The organism is Sneathiella sp. (genome assembly GCF_036844445.1).
In the GTDB taxonomy this organism is placed as follows: domain Bacteria; phylum Pseudomonadota; class Alphaproteobacteria; order Sneathiellales; family Sneathiellaceae; genus Sneathiella.
The window spans coordinates 629634-642533 of record NZ_DAIUFV010000001.1 but is presented as its reverse complement, the minus strand read 5'-3'; the positions used below and the strand labels follow the sequence as shown (position 1 = coordinate 642533).

15 protein-coding genes are annotated in these 12900 nt (G+C 60.8%); 8 read left to right on the top strand and 7 right to left on the bottom strand.

Going from position 1 to position 12900, the window contains the following annotated elements:
- Positions 1 to 25: 25 nt before the first annotated feature.
- Together V7Z56_RS02985 and V7Z56_RS02980 are read right to left on the bottom strand one after the other, a co-directional pair.
- A complete protein-coding gene (locus V7Z56_RS02985) occupies positions 26 to 763 on the bottom strand; it encodes an isochorismatase family protein (RefSeq protein ID WP_334127857.1) in 738 nt (245 codons plus the stop codon).
- Between the two features lie 9 nt (positions 764 to 772).
- Positions 773 to 1918: a substrate-binding protein gene (locus V7Z56_RS02980; RefSeq protein WP_334127856.1), complete on the bottom strand. Its 1146-nt coding sequence runs from the start codon at positions 1916 to 1918 to the stop codon at positions 773 to 775.
- Positions 1919 to 2206: 288 nt separating this feature from the next.
- On the opposite strand from V7Z56_RS02980, the gene V7Z56_RS02975 reads away from it, so the two are divergent.
- From V7Z56_RS02975 to V7Z56_RS02945, 7 genes are read left to right on the top strand one after another with little or no spacing between them, the layout of a single operon-like run.
- Positions 2207 to 2926, top strand: a complete 720-nt coding sequence (locus tag V7Z56_RS02975) for an ABC transporter ATP-binding protein (RefSeq protein WP_334127855.1) — start codon at positions 2207 to 2209, stop codon at positions 2924 to 2926.
- Positions 2919 to 3623, top strand: coding sequence for an ABC transporter ATP-binding protein (locus tag V7Z56_RS02970; protein WP_334127854.1), 705 nt, complete (start codon positions 2919 to 2921; stop codon positions 3621 to 3623). Before V7Z56_RS02975 ends, V7Z56_RS02970 begins: the two co-directional genes overlap by 8 nt.
- Positions 3624 to 3635: 12 nt before the next feature.
- The gene (locus V7Z56_RS02965; RefSeq protein ID WP_334127853.1) at positions 3636 to 4493 is read left to right on the top strand and encodes a branched-chain amino acid ABC transporter permease; all 858 of its coding nucleotides are present in this window, start codon (positions 3636 to 3638) and stop codon (positions 4491 to 4493) included.
- Positions 4483 to 5448 carry a branched-chain amino acid ABC transporter permease gene (locus V7Z56_RS02960; protein WP_334127852.1) on the top strand — a complete coding sequence of 322 codons (966 nt, stop codon included), beginning with the start codon at positions 4483 to 4485 and terminating at the stop codon, positions 5446 to 5448. The genes V7Z56_RS02965 and V7Z56_RS02960 overlap by 11 nt, the downstream gene beginning before the upstream one ends.
- Before the next feature lie 15 nt (positions 5449 to 5463).
- Positions 5464 to 6150, top strand: coding sequence for a uracil-DNA glycosylase (gene ung / locus V7Z56_RS02955; protein ID WP_334127851.1), 687 nt, complete (start codon positions 5464 to 5466; stop codon positions 6148 to 6150).
- Complete coding sequence (locus V7Z56_RS02950; protein WP_334127850.1) at positions 6147 to 6902, top strand: glycerophosphoryl diester phosphodiesterase; 756 nt, start codon at positions 6147 to 6149, stop codon at positions 6900 to 6902. The genes ung and V7Z56_RS02950 overlap by 4 nt, the downstream gene beginning before the upstream one ends.
- Positions 6850 to 7359 (top strand): GNAT family N-acetyltransferase, encoded by a 510-nt coding sequence (locus V7Z56_RS02945; protein WP_334127849.1) that lies wholly within the window; start codon positions 6850 to 6852, stop codon positions 7357 to 7359. The genes V7Z56_RS02950 and V7Z56_RS02945 overlap by 53 nt, the downstream gene beginning before the upstream one ends.
- Here the strand turns inward: V7Z56_RS02945 and V7Z56_RS02940 are convergent, their stop codons facing one another.
- Complete coding sequence (locus tag V7Z56_RS02940) at positions 7360 to 8166, bottom strand: inositol monophosphatase family protein (protein WP_334127848.1); 807 nt, start codon at positions 8164 to 8166, stop codon at positions 7360 to 7362.
- A gap of 158 nt (positions 8167 to 8324) precedes the next feature.
- On the opposite strand from V7Z56_RS02940, the gene V7Z56_RS02935 reads away from it, so the two are divergent.
- Complete coding sequence (locus tag V7Z56_RS02935; RefSeq protein WP_334127847.1) at positions 8325 to 10019, top strand: formate--tetrahydrofolate ligase; 1695 nt, start codon at positions 8325 to 8327, stop codon at positions 10017 to 10019.
- A gap of 71 nt (positions 10020 to 10090) precedes the next feature.
- Here V7Z56_RS02935 and V7Z56_RS02930 read toward each other — a convergent pair whose 3' ends face one another.
- The 4 genes from V7Z56_RS02930 to V7Z56_RS02915 all read right to left on the bottom strand — a co-directional run bounded on the left by V7Z56_RS02930 (position 10091) and on the right by V7Z56_RS02915 (position 12899).
- The gene (locus tag V7Z56_RS02930) at positions 10091 to 11008 is read right to left on the bottom strand and encodes an SDR family NAD(P)-dependent oxidoreductase (RefSeq protein ID WP_334127846.1); all 918 of its coding nucleotides are present in this window, start codon (positions 11006 to 11008) and stop codon (positions 10091 to 10093) included.
- Between the two features lie 28 nt (positions 11009 to 11036).
- On the bottom strand, positions 11037 to 11510 hold the full coding sequence (locus V7Z56_RS02925; RefSeq protein WP_334127845.1) for a MaoC family dehydratase: 474 nt from the start codon (positions 11508 to 11510) through the stop codon (positions 11037 to 11039).
- Positions 11511 to 11595: 85 nt separating this feature from the next.
- Complete coding sequence (locus tag V7Z56_RS02920) at positions 11596 to 12267, bottom strand: class II aldolase/adducin family protein (RefSeq protein ID WP_443023727.1); 672 nt, start codon at positions 12265 to 12267, stop codon at positions 11596 to 11598.
- Positions 12264 to 12899, bottom strand: coding sequence for a PqiC family protein (locus tag V7Z56_RS02915; RefSeq protein ID WP_334127843.1), 636 nt, complete (start codon positions 12897 to 12899; stop codon positions 12264 to 12266). The genes V7Z56_RS02920 and V7Z56_RS02915 overlap by 4 nt, the downstream gene beginning before the upstream one ends.
- Between the last annotated feature and the right edge of the window lies 1 nt (position 12900).

Sequence of the window (12900 nt, the reverse complement as noted above, 5' to 3'; positions counted from 1 at the left end):
CCCGTTTCAGGTTATCGAGACGGCATTATGACTGAAGGATCACCTTGTTGACAAGCTTGGCGCCGCGGCTCGCCATAAAGTAAAAGCCGAGATAATGCGTCAGTTCCTGCGGATGCGCCGCCGTTGCGCCCTGGCCGATTTCCACCGCGACATCGCGCGGCAGGTCATAGGTCGCGCAGCCGCTTTCATAGATATGGATATCCTTCAGCGTCGGCATCATGTCGTGATTGCGCGCACTCAACGTGGTGAGGACGAAATCCATCACGCAGATATCGGTGCAGATGCCGACGACCAGCAGATCGGTGATGCTGTTCGCGTTCACCCAGTCAACGAACGCGTTGCTTCCATCCTTCTGGATCGCGCCAACGAAACCGTTGATGCAATCCTTTTTGACGAGCGTGGTATTGCGGTCCGTCTCCAGCCATTTCAGATCATCGACGAGTTCCTCCTCGCCGGTGCCGATCTCGCAATGCGGCGGATAGGGCGGCTCGGCCTTGCCCGACGTATGGGTGTCGAGAAACGCAAGGATCGGCCAGTTTTGCCCCGTGAAATGCCGCGCAATGCGATCGGTTTCACTGACCATCGTGGCAACCTGCGCATCGGGCGCCGGCGGCGCGAGCGCCCCTGCCCCGACGGTCACAAAACCGTTAACCTCATCGACAATCACAAAGCCGGTTTTCCGCCCTGCCGCCGCCGGATCGAATTCGGCGAAGGCAAGCGGCATTGCCAGACTGACTTCCCGGGTGAGGTCACTGATTTTCATACTGTCTCCTTATGTCCCGCACTGCGGCGCGGGCTCGATAATACCAAGCTTCTTGGCGACATTGAGGGCGCCATCTTCGGTTTTGGCGATATACATATTCATCGCGACATGATGATCGGCCGCGGTGATTGTCGCCGGGCCGGTCGGGATATCGAAGGTCATTCCTTCCATGGCGTCGATCATCGCTTCGCGGTCCACCTTGCCGACTTTCTCAAGGGCCGCTTTCAGCGCCATAACGGAATTATAGTGCGTCATGACATAGAAGGAAACCACCGCGTCCTGCCCGTTGGCCTTGTGCAGCCGGGCGACGAAGTCCTGCACGCTCGGCTCATCGGAGCTCGCAACGAACGGCACCCCGACATACATCCCCTCGCCCTTGCCGGGACCGAAAGCGCCGAGATAGGTCTCCGCAAAGCCGAGGAAGGCGATTTTCACCGTTTTCGTGAGGCCGAATTCCTCCGCCTGCTTGATAAAGGTGATGCCATCGGCGCCCGGTAGCGCGAACAACAGGATTTTGGCGCCGGAATCCGCGATTTTACGGATGACGGGCGCGAAATCCTTGACGCCGAAGGGGGTATATTCCTCGCCGAGCGTCGTGCCGCCGACCTCGCCGATGATCGCCTTGGCAGTCGCAAACATGTTGCGCGGCCAGATATAATCGGCACCGAACATATAATAGCTGTCGCCGACACCGATCTCCTTCAGATACGGGATCAGGGGCGCCGTGTCCTGGTTCGGCACGGTGTTGAAGGAGAAGAGGTAGCGGTTGCAGATACCGCCTTCATAGTTGGTGGCGTAGAAAAGCGGCGTCTTGCCCCGCTCCATCGTCGCCGCCATGGCATCGCGCGCCGAAGAGGTGATGGGGCCCGATATCGCCATCACTTCGTCCCGCTCGATCAGCTTGCGCGCCCGCTCGACGGAGGTTTTCGGATCCGTCTTGTTGTCTTCATAGAGAATTTCAACGGGATGACCGAGGAGGCCGCCCGCCGCGTTGATTTCCGCCGCCGCAAGATCGAGCCCCATCTTAGCCTGATTGCCGAACAGCTCCAGCCCGCCGGAGAAAGGCTGTACCGCGCCGATCCGGATGGTTTTGCCCGATGCGATGGCTGGCATGCTGAACGTAGACGCTGCTGCGGTCGCACCAATGGCACCCATAAACTGTCTTCTGGAAATGTTGATCATTGAGTCTTCCCCGGTTGATATCTCTTTTCGTAGCTGACGCGGCCGAACCTTAAGACCCCGACATTTGGAATGTGCATGGATATGCCATTTACTCTAGAAGAATCAATTCATTACCGTTATGCTCCGGCAAAATGGCCGAATTTTGATGAATCCAGCCGACCCTTTACGCAATATTCGACTGTATACATATTAAATTATTGTTCGTGTACAATCATCATTTGTTTGATCACATATGACTCTATTGAATCATCGAAAGGCCGCATGTCGTTTCTAGAGCTCAGATCGCTGGTGAAAAATTTCGGCGGCCTTCGTGCGGTGGACAATTTCTCTCTGTCCCTCGAAGAGGGCAGCGTGAACGCGCTGGTCGGGCCGAACGGATGCGGCAAATCCACCCTTTTCAACCTGATCACAGGTGCGCTTCGCCCCGATAGCGGCCATGTCTTTTTTAAAGGTGAGGACATCACGGGCCTCGCCCCGCATCTGATTGCGCGGCGCGGCATCGGCCGCAAGTTCCAGGTGCCGGCAATTTTCGATGAACTCACGGCGCGGGAAAATCTTGTCGTGGCGGCGCGCGGCGCGGTGCGGCAGACAGAGATTGCGGATATTGAGGCGCTTATCCGCCTGAGTGACGTCGCGGCGCGCGAGGCGGGCGAGCTTGCGCATGGCCAGAAGCAGTGGCTGGAGATCGGCATGCTGCTCGCGCAAGCGCCGTCGCTCATTCTGCTGGATGAGCCGACCGCCGGCATGACGGAGGCAGAGACACGGGCGACCGCCGAGCTGATCCTCACCATCAATCAGCAGCAGAAAGTCACCATTCTTGTCATCGAGCATGATATGGCCTTCATCCAGTATCTCGGCTGCCCCCTGCATGTCATGTCGAAGGGGCGGATCCTGAAATCCGGCAGCTTCGCCGACATCCGCCGCGATCCCGAAGTGCGGGCGCTCTATTTCGGCACGCATGAGGCTCTCAACCATGCTTGAGATAAAGGAGATCACGGCGGGCTACGGCGAAGCGCTGGTGCTGCGCGGCGTCTCCTGCCATGTGGCGCCGGGCGAGGTCATCGCGCTGATGGGGCGGAACGGCATGGGCAAGACAACGCTTCTCAAAACCGTCATGGGACTGCTGCCGGCACAGTCAGGTGACATTCACTTTGCCGGGCGGAGTATCGCGCGCCAGCCAACCCATCTCATCGCCCGCGCCGGGCTAGGCTATGTGCCGCAGGGGCGCGAGATTTTTGCAAATTTCACGGTCGAGGAAAATCTCCGCCTTAGCCTGCTTGGCCATAAAGATAGCGCCTCCCTCCTCCCCCTTCATCAGATTTACGACTGGTTTCCTATTCTTGAGGAGCGCAAAGATCAGCGCGCCGGCACCTTCTCGGGCGGCCAGCAGCAGATCCTCGCCATCGCGCGCGCGCTGATCGCGGGTCCGAAAATGCTGCTGCTTGATGAGCCGACGGAGGGTATCCAGCCGAGCATCGTGCATGAGATCGGTCTCAAGCTTGCCCGCATCGCCCATGAGACCGACCTCGCCATCCTGATTGTCGAGCAGAATATCGAGATGGTCCGAACGCTCGCCCGCCGCATCCTCTTTATGGAAAACGGCGCGATCGTCGATGGGTGCGAGACGGCCGCGCTCGATCAGGACGACAGCCTGCTCCATCGTTATCTTTCCGTGTAAGGACGACAGCTTATGGATTTTCTCCCCGTCCTCCTCGATATCACCTCCTATGTCCTGATCCTCGTGCTGGTCGCGCTCGGGCTGATGGTCATTTTCGGGATGATGGGCGTCATCAACATGGCGCATGGCGAGCTTTTCATGATCGGCGCCTATGTGACGGTCGCGGCCACCTCCTATGGCCTCCCCTTCCTCGTCGGCATCCTGCTCGCTCCGCTCGTTGTCGGGCTGCTCGGGCTACTGATCGAGGCGCTGCTGGTGCGCCATATCTACCTTCGCCCGCTCGATACGATCCTTGCGACATGGGGGCTTTCCATCGCGTTGAAGCAGCTTATCGTGCTGACTTTCGGACCGGAGTCCCACTCGGTTGCGTTACCGCTTGAGGGAGCGCTTACCCTTGGGGCCTTCAGCTATCCGCTCTATCGTCTGCTGCTGATGGGGATAGCGGTGCTGCTCATCAGTGGCACCTTCTGGCTCTTTCTCAGGACCGGTTTCGGGCTGATGGCGCGGGCCGTGATCGCGCGCCCCTCTACATCGGCAGTCCTCGGTATCGATACGCGACGGATGTACCGCTGGAGCTTTGTGATCGGCGCAGGCCTTGCAGGTCTCGCCGGCGCGCTCGTTGCCCCGCTTATCAGCGTCGATCCGCAGATGGGCCTTGGCTATCTGGTGCCGGGCTTTCTTTCCATTCTGGTCGGCGGTGCAGGACCCCTTGCCGGCGTCCTCGCGGGTGCGGCGGTGGTTGGCGGCGTCAATAACCTTCTCACCGTCTGGGTTTCGCCGGTCGCCGCAATGATCACCGTCTATGTCCTCGCCATTCTCATCATCCGCCTGAAGCCCGAAGGGCTGCTGGGAGAGCGCCGTGCGAAATAGCCTCACCGCCCTCATCGTCTTCGCCCTGCTCGCCCTCGCGCCCGCCTTCATCAGCACTTACTGGACCGGGCAGCTTACCGCCTATCTCGTCTATGGCCTTCTCGCCATCTCGCTCTCGCTCGTCTGGGGCTATGGCGGCATCCTCTGTTTCGGGCAGGCGATGTTTTTCGGCATCGGCGGCTATCTGATGGCGGTCATCACCAAGGGCATGATCCTGCCGGGACTCACCAGCAGCTATCTCGGCCTTGCCGCCGCCATGGCCGGGGCCGGCCTTTTCGCCCTCGCGCTCGGCTCATTCCTGTTCGCCGGGCGCGGGATCAGCGGCGCCTATCTCGCCATTATCACCCTTGCGATTGCGCTTGTGTTAGAACGGCTGATGACCAACTGGTATGCGCTTGGCGGCTACAACGGCCTTCTTAACGTGCCGCCGCTCGATCTCGGCCTTTTTGGGGCGCGCTTGGAGCTGGTGGACCGCATGCCGACCTTTTATGTCATTCTCGGCATTGTCGCCGCCGTCTATTTCGCCGTCGTCGCCCTGCTCAATACCCGCTACGGGCTGCTGATGACGGCGGTGCGGAGCCACCCGGACCGCCTCGCCTTTCTCGGTTACAGCAATCTCAAGCTCCGGCTCTCCGTCTTTGCGCTCGGCGCCATGATTGCAGGTCTTGCGGGCGCGCTCTTTGTCACGCTCGATGGTTTTGTCTCGCCGACGCTGATCGGCTTTACGCTCTCGACAGAGGTTCTGATCTGGGTTGCCATCGGCGGCAAGGAGATGCTGCTCGCCGCCTTTCTCGGCGCGCTGCTCACCCGCTGGACGGAAAGCTGGCTGGTCGAGATTTTCGGCGATTACTGGACGCTGCTGCTCGGCCTTGTCTTTATGATCAGCGTGGTACTATTGCCAAAGGGCCTGCTCGCGACGCCGCTCTACAAACTCGGCGGCCGCAAGCGGCTTTAACGGCGGGGGATTGAGATGAGCGACATCAAACTCGAGCCGGGCTGGCTGGCGCAGTTAAAGGCTGAATTCGAGCAGCCCTATATGCAGGAACTCGGCGCGTTTCTCCGCCGCGAGAAGGCGGCCGGAAAGATCATCTACCCGGCCGGCAGCAACATCTTCGCCGCCTTTGATGCGACGCCGTTCGAGGCGGTCAAACTCGTCATCATCGGGCAGGATCCCTATCACGGGCCGGGACAGGCGCACGGTCTCAGCTTCTCGGTACCGCCCGGCGTTGCAATCCCGCCCTCGCTTCGCAACATCTATCAGGAACTGAACCGCGATCTCGGCCTGTCTATCCCGGCGCACGGACATTTGCTTCCATGGGCGCGGCAGGGCGTTCTGCTGCTGAATGCCGTCCTCACCGTCGAGCAGGCGCGCGCCGGCGCCCATCAGGGCCGCGGCTGGGAGCGTTTCACCGACGCCGCAATCGCCGCACTGGAGAAAAAGCGGGAAAATATTGTCTTTCTTCTCTGGGGCTCGTATGCGCAGAAGAAGGGCGCCTTTATCGACAGGCGCCGGCATCTGGTGCTGCAAAGTCCGCATCCCTCGCCGCTTTCGGCTCATCGCGGCTTTATCGGCAACGGGCATTTTTCAAAGGCCAACGAGTATCTTGTCAACTGCGGCAAAACACCGATTGACTGGCGGGTGGGAGAGATTTCATGAGACAGAGTAGAGACGTGCTTGCGTCGCTGCCAAAAGTGATCGGCCACCGCGGCGCGGCGGGCCATGCGCCGGAGAATACGCTTGCCTCGCTCCGCGAAGCCGCGGCGCTCGGCGCAGCTTACGTCGAGATCGACGCAACGCTGACCCGCGACGGCGAAGTAGTCATCCTGCATGATCCCGAACTTGGCCGCACCACCAATGGACAAGGGCCGGTGCTGCTGCACAGCCTCGCGGAGCTTAAATCGCTGGATGCGGGGAGCTGGTTTTCGGAAAAATTTGAAGGCGAGCGCGTGCCGACACTCCGCGAGGTTGCGGCGCTTCTCAAGGACCTCGGCCTCGGCCTTAATCTCGAGATCAAGCCGACCATCGGCTGGCAGATCCCGACGGCGGAGAAAATCGCCGCGGAGTTGGTGGACTACTGGCCCGACGACGTGCCGCTGCTGATTTCATCCTTCGTGCCGGAAACATTGCAGGAAGTGCGAAAGTCCCTGCCCGATGTGCCGCTCGGCTATCTCACCGCCGCGATCCCGCCCGACTGGCAGGCGCGGATGGCGCAATATGACGCGGCGACGCTCAACTGCGCCTGGCCGTTTGTTACCAAAGAACTGGCGGCGGAGGTGCATGCGGCGGGCTATCGGCTGCTCGCCTACACCGTCAATGATCCCGCCGTAGCGACTCGGCTTTTCGCGGACGGCGTTGATGCCCTCTTCAGCGATTATCCCGACCGTCTCCTGGATCTCTTTAAAGACTGACGCCGTGATCGCCCTTCGCATTGCCACCGCCGCGGATTGCCCGGCCCTCACCGAGATTGCGCTTGCCGCCAAGGCGTTCTGGCAATATTCGGACGCGGAAATGCAGCGCTTTGCGCCCGCGCTTACTGTCACCGAAAGTCTGATTAACGACTGGGAGAGCGGCGTTCTTGAGGAGGCGGACGACATCGCCGGCTTTTATTTGCTGGATTGCCGGGCGGCGGAGGCGGAGCTGATGCTGCTCTATGTGGCGCCGCTCGCCATGGGCAAAGGATACGGCAGAGCGCTATTCAGAGCCGCCGCCGCAAGTGCCCGGCGGCAGAGATATGCGCATCTCGATATCGCCATCGATCCTCATGCAGAAGGTTTCTATCAGCGGATGGGCGCGCGGCAGGTGGGCTGGTGCCGCGCTCTCTGGAATTCGGCGGAAGAACTGCCGCGCTATCGCCTCAAACTCTGATCAGCCGGCGAGCCGAGCGAGCGCCGCCGCGTGGAGTTCCTTCGTTGCGGCGGCGATCAGAGTGCCGTCGGAATTGATATCGGGGCGCCGGCCGGACCAGTCGGTAATCACCCCGCCCGCCTCTTCAACCACCGGGATCAGCGCCATGTAATCATAGCTCTGCAGCCCGGCATCGACCGCGAGATCGGCAAAGCCTGCGGCGACAAGCGCGTAGATATAGCAATCTCCGCTATAGCGGCGGATGCGTGTCGCCTTGACGAGATCATCAAACTTCACCTGCTGCGCCGGCGTGAAATATTCAAGCGACGTCGTCATCAATGTCGCCTCGTCAAGCCGCGTGCGGTTGCTGGTCCGGCAGGGGGCGCCGTTGAAATAACACCCCTCCCCCTTGACGCCGATCCAGAATTCATTGAGTTCGGGCATGGAGATCGCGCCGATCTCCGCACTTCCCTCCCTGACATAGGCGAGCAGCGTCCCGTAAAGGGGAAAGCCGGAGACGAAACTCTTTGTGCCGTCGATGGGATCGATGACCCAGATATCCGCCCGCTCCTCGCCGTCAAACCCGTGCTCTTCGCCGAGAATGCCATGCGCCGGATAGCGCGCCGTTATCGCCGCGCGGATTTTCGCTTCGCATTCCCGGTCGGCGATGGTGACGGGGGAGCTGTCCGCCTTGGCGATCACTTCCAATGGCTGGCGGAAATGCGCCCGCGTGATGGTTGCGGCGAGCGCCGCAAGATCGCAGGTGAAGTTCGCCAGCTCGGCAAGTTCGCCCGCCACCGGGGCTGTCATAAATGCGGGTTTCGACATCACTCAACTGCCTGTTTTCAAGATAAGCCTTCATAGCAGCAGACGCGCGGGCGCGCCATCATTATCAGGCCGGCTCTGCTTGCTCTTGACGGCGCGGCGATTTGTGAAAATATACTCCCATCCCGGCCTGAGGCCGTCTTTGTGGAGCATCTCAAGCCATGACATTCCAGCCGCATCCGCCGAAAACCGATCTCGAGATCGCCCGCGTCGCCCGGATGAAACCGATCCGCGACGTGGCACGCGACAGCCTGCAAATTCCGGAGGAAGATCTTGAGCCCTTCGGTCACTACAAGGCGAAGCTGTCGCTGCCCTATATCCGGACGCTGGAAAACCGGCCCGACGGCAAGCTGATTTTGGTCACCGCCATCTCCCCCACGCCCGCCGGCGAAGGCAAGACAACCGCCGTCGTCGGGCTTGCCGACGGGATGAAGCGGATTGGCAGGAAGGCGCTCATCTGCCTGCGCGAGCCCTCCATTGGCCCCTGCTTCGGCCAGAAGGGCGGCGCGGCGGGCGGCGGGCATGCGCAAGTTGTGCCCATGGCCGATATCAATCTCCATTTCACCGGCGATTTTCACGCCATCACGGCGGCCAACAACCTGCTCGCGGCGATGCTGGACAATCACATCTACTGGGGCAATGCGCTCGAAATTGACAGTCGCCGCGTCACCTGGCGGCGCGTGATGGATATGAATGACCGCGCACTCCGGGAGATTGTGAACGGCCTTGGCGGGGTAACGAACGGTTTTCCGCGGCACGATCATTTCGATATCACAGTCGCCTCGGAAGTCATGGCGATCTTCTGCCTCGCCCGCGATCTCAATGACCTGAAGCGCCGCCTCGGCAATATCATCGTTGCCTATACGCGGGATAAAAAGCCGATCTTTGCCCGCGACCTCAAAACCCATGGCGCGATGACGGTGCTGCTGAAGGAGGCCTTCCAGCCCAATCTTGTGCAGACGCTTGAAAATAACCCGGCGTTCATTCACGGCGGCCCGTTCGCCAATATCGCTCATGGCTGCAATTCTGTGCTGGCGACGAAAACAGCGCTGAAACTCGCCGACTATGTGATTACGGAAGCGGGCTTCGGGGCCGATCTCGGGGCCGAGAAATTCTTCAACATCAAATGCCGGAAGGCCGGGCTGAAACCCGATCTCGCCATCCTCGTCGCGACGGTGCGGGCGCTCAAGATGCATGGCGGCGTCGAGAAGGCCGAGCTTGGCCACGAGAATGTCGAGGCGGTGCTAAGGGGCGGCGCCAATCTCGACCGCCATGTCGACAATCTGAAGAAATTCGGCCTTCCCGTTCTCGTCGCCATCAACCGCTTTACGAGCGATACGGAGGCCGAGCTTGATGCCGTCCGTGACCTCTGTGCAAGCCTTGGCGTCGAGGCGGTCGAAGCAGACCACTGGGCCGAGGGCGGGCGCGGCGCGGAACGTCTTGCGGAGGCTGCAATCGCTCTCCTCGAAGCGCACCCCGCGAGTTTTCGCCTGCTTTACGCCGATGAGCTCCCTATAGTCGAGAAAATCCGTACCGTTGCGCGGGAAATCTACGGTGCGGCGGATATCGCGATCAGCGACAAGCTGCGCGCGGAGATTGAGGAGATGGAGGCGGCGGGATACGGGCGTTACCCGGTCTGTATCGCCAAGACGCAATATAGCTTTAGCACCGACCCTGCCCGTCGCGGCGCACCGAGCGGGCACACCCTAACGGTACGCGAGCTCCGGCTTGCCAATGGCGCGGAGTTCATTGTCGTTATCTGCGGCGATATCATGACCATGCCGGGCCTGCCGCGCCATCCGGCCGCGAATGAGATCGATATTGACGAGAGCGGCGAGATTGTCGGACTGTTCTGAGAAACACGGACGGGCAAACGAAAACAGGCGAGAAGTTCCCTCCCCGCCTGCTGCGCTTACCTCCGATTACGTCAGATCTTGATGCCAAGACCCGCTGCCGCCTTGGTCAGCATGTTCGTCGTCTGATCATTGCCGCTCGTATATTCGCTCTGCGTCGCGGGATCGGATATTTCATCCCACATCGCAGCGATTATCTCAGGCGTCCGGTCCGCTTCCGGCAGCCATTTCCCGCCGGTCTCATAGACGATGCTGCGGGCATAGGTGCCAGCGCCCGCCGTGATAATTGTCCGGTTGGGGCTGTTTTCAGAGACGATATATAGAAGCGCCGGGGTGACCGCTTCAGGCGTCAGCAGCTCCAGCAGATTCTCCGGCATAAGCCCTTCCGTCATGCGCGTCGCGGCGCAGGGTGAGAGGGCGTTGACCCGGATACCGTATTTCGCGCCTTCAAGGACGAGCGTGTTCATCAGCCCGATCAGGCCCATTTTCGCTGCGCCGTAGTTGGCCTGGCCGAAGTTGCCATAAAGCCCGCTTGAGGAGGTCGTCATGGCGATGCGGCCGTAATTCTGCTCGCGCATCTGCGCCCAGACGGCCTTCGAGCAATTCACCGAGCCCATCAGATGGACATCGAGCACGAAGGAAAAATCCTTCATCTCGACATTGGCGAAGGATTTGTCGCGCAGCACGCCCGCGTTGTTCACAAGGATATCGACGCGGCCCCATTTGGCGACCGCCTCATCGACCATCGCCGTCACCTGCTCCATATCGGTGACATTGGCGCCGTTGGCGATGGCTTCACCACCCGCAGCCTCGATTTCGGCGACGACGGCCTTTGCCGCATCGGAGGAGCCGCCCTTGCCATCGACGGAGCCGCCGAGGTCGTTGACTACGACTTTCGCCCCCCGCGCGGCAAGCCCGAGCGCATGGCACCGTCCGAGCCCGTTGCCGGCGCCCGTGACGATGGCCACTCTTCCATCAAATCGAATACTCATTTCATCTCCTTGAATTATCAGTTGCGGCTCAGGCGTCGGTATAGCTCATGCCGAGCCATTCGGCGATCAGCGCAGGCTTCGCCTCGCCCTTGATCTCAATCGTTACTTCGGTCTTGGTCAGGAACTGGCCGGGGCGCTTTTCCTCAACGCTCAGGATCTTGACCTTGCCGCGAATTTCGCTGTCGACCTTGACCGGCTGCAAAAAGCGCACTTTGTCGAGGCCGTAGTTGATGCCCATCTTCACGCCTTCGATCTTGGGCTGGATGTCCGCGATCAGCGGGACGAGCAGCGAGAGGGTCAGAAAGCCGTGGGCGATGGTCGAGCCGAACGGCGTTTCCTTGGCGGCGCGCTCGGGATCGACGTGAATGAACTGGTAATCGTCCGTCGCCTCGGCGAATTTGTTGATCCGCTGCTGATCGATCTTGATCCATTCGCTCGGCCCAAACTCGCGGCCGGCGGCGTTCAGATATTCTTCCCTCGGCAATCTCAAAGCATCACTCATTATTATATCCTCCTTTTATGTTCTGCGGATTTCTAGCGTGTTTTGACCGCCCGCGATAGCCCCTATTGCACGCCCTGCGATGTCACTAGGGCCCCGGCGGCAGGCCGTAACCTTTGGCAAACTGCGCCCGCACCTCCTCCATTTCGGCATCGCTCAGCAATATCGGCGGCGCGCCGGTCTGCAGGATGCGCGCGTAGGTATCGCAGAGCGTCTCGATCTCGACCGCGAGCGCGAGCGCCCGGCGAAGGCTCACCTCCCCGACCAGCAGGCCGTGATTGGCAAGCAGGCAGGCCTTGCGATCCCGCATGGCGTCAAGGGCGTTATCGGAGAGCGCCTGCGTGCCATAGGTCGCATACTCGGCGCAGCGGATCGTATTGCCGCCCGCCATCGCGATCATATAATGAAAGGGTGGCAGCTCAAGGCGCTGGCAGGCAAGCGTCATCACCGCGACGCCGTGGGTGTGGAGAATGGCGTTGAAATCGGGCCGCGCCGCCAGCAGATCATGATGAAAGCGCCATTCGCTGGAGGGCTTCTGATGCCCCGAAACTGTCCCGTCGAAGCGCATCTCGACGATATCGGAGGGGGTCAGATCCTCATAGGCGAGGCCGGACGGCGTAATCAGATACCCGCCGTCGATACGAACACTCGCGTTGCCCGAACTGCCGTGATTGATGCCAAGCGCGTTCATCCGCCGCACCGTCCGGATCAGTTCCTCGCGCTCTTCCAGATGCGGTATCACTCCCCCGGCCGATCTCATGACGCGAGATCGAGCCCGGCGAGCGTCTCGGCGATATCGACCGAAAATTCTTCGAGCAGCCGCGAGAGGCCATTAGCGTAGGAGTTGAGATCGCCGGGAACGCCCGGCGTCTCATAGGTTTTCACGAAGCGCGCAATAACCTCGTTCGCATAGAGCGCGCGCACATGCCAGCGCAGCGCCAGCTTCGCCCGCCCGTCCGCAAGCTGGGTCACGTCTATCACGCTGATGGCGACTTGAACCGCGTCCTGGTCGGGCCGGAAATCGGCGGGATAGGGATAGACCCGCGCCGCGCCGAGCAGCGCGCCGACATTGCTCGCAAGCACGCGGCGCATCGCCTCCGAGAGCGGCTCGGCCCAGTGATCGAGATCATGCACCTCGATCGCCGAGCCTTCATCGAAAGTGACAATCTGCGAGCGATCGGCATAGCCCGGGACCTGCACTGGCCCGATGGCGACGGAGACGCTTTCGCCAATGCGGACATCGGGCGCGCTTGCGAGGCTGGCCGCAGGCTTCAGGATGTAAAATTGCGTCGGCGCCGATCCCGGCAGCCCCGTGCAGCCGCCGAGCAGGAACAGTGCAAGGAGGAGCGTTAGCAGCTTTGAACACCGAAGGCGGCTTAAGAATATCGCCATG

Excerpts from the sequence above, each read along its gene's own strand:
- V7Z56_RS02925 (WP_334127845.1), bottom strand. The coding sequence starts at position 11,510 with ATGAGTGATGCTTTGAGATTGCCGAGGGAAGAATATCTGAACGCCGCC.
- V7Z56_RS02945 (WP_334127849.1), top strand. The coding sequence starts at position 6,850 with ATGCCCTCTTCAGCGATTATCCCGACCGTCTCCTGGATCTCTTTAAAG.
- V7Z56_RS02965 (WP_334127853.1), top strand. The coding sequence starts at position 3,636 with ATGGATTTTCTCCCCGTCCTCCTCGATATCACCTCCTATGTCCTGATC.
- V7Z56_RS02935 (WP_334127847.1), top strand. The coding sequence starts at position 8,325 with ATGACATTCCAGCCGCATCCGCCGAAAACCGATCTCGAGATCGCCCGC.
- V7Z56_RS02985 (WP_334127857.1), bottom strand. The coding sequence starts at position 763 with ATGAAAATCAGTGACCTCACCCGGGAAGTCAGTCTGGCAATGCCGCTT.
- V7Z56_RS02940 (WP_334127848.1), bottom strand. The coding sequence starts at position 8,166 with ATGTCGAAACCCGCATTTATGACAGCCCCGGTGGCGGGCGAACTTGCC.
- V7Z56_RS02980 (WP_334127856.1), bottom strand. The coding sequence starts at position 1,918 with ATGGGTGCCATTGGTGCGACCGCAGCAGCGTCTACGTTCAGCATGCCA.
- V7Z56_RS02950 (WP_334127850.1), top strand. The coding sequence starts at position 6,147 with ATGAGACAGAGTAGAGACGTGCTTGCGTCGCTGCCAAAAGTGATCGGC.
- ung (WP_334127851.1), top strand. The coding sequence starts at position 5,464 with ATGAGCGACATCAAACTCGAGCCGGGCTGGCTGGCGCAGTTAAAGGCT.
- V7Z56_RS02920 (WP_443023727.1), bottom strand. The coding sequence starts at position 12,267 with ATGAGATCGGCCGGGGGAGTGATACCGCATCTGGAAGAGCGCGAGGAA.
- V7Z56_RS02930 (WP_334127846.1), bottom strand. The coding sequence starts at position 11,008 with ATGAGTATTCGATTTGATGGAAGAGTGGCCATCGTCACGGGCGCCGGC.
- V7Z56_RS02915 (WP_334127843.1), bottom strand. The coding sequence starts at position 12,899 with ATGGCGATATTCTTAAGCCGCCTTCGGTGTTCAAAGCTGCTAACGCTC.
- V7Z56_RS02975 (WP_334127855.1), top strand. The coding sequence starts at position 2,207 with ATGTCGTTTCTAGAGCTCAGATCGCTGGTGAAAAATTTCGGCGGCCTT.
- V7Z56_RS02970 (WP_334127854.1), top strand. The coding sequence starts at position 2,919 with ATGCTTGAGATAAAGGAGATCACGGCGGGCTACGGCGAAGCGCTGGTG.